1 rRNA gene is annotated in these 255 nt (G+C 54.9%); it reads left to right on the forward strand.

The annotated features are described in order from the left end of the window. Nucleotides 1–255 (forward strand): 16S ribosomal RNA (locus AC2AXP_RS22790); the annotation flags it as partial.

A 255-nucleotide genomic window follows, 5' to 3' on the forward strand; every position in this document is an offset into this window, starting at 1 on the left:
ACGGGAGGCAGCAGTGGGGAATATTGCACAATGGGCGCAAGCCTGATGCAGCCATGCCGCGTGTGTGAAGAAGGCCTTCGGGTTGTAAAGCACTTTCAGCGAGGAGGAAGGCCAATAGCTTAATACGCTGTTGGATTGACGTTACTCGCAGAAGAAGCACCGGCTAACTCCGTGCCAGCAGCCGCGGTAATACGGAGGGTGCAAGCGTTAATCGGAATTACTGGGCGTAAAGCGCACGCAGGCGGTTTGTTAAGT

It is taken from the genome of Serratia sp. Sp408, assembly GCF_057180665.1.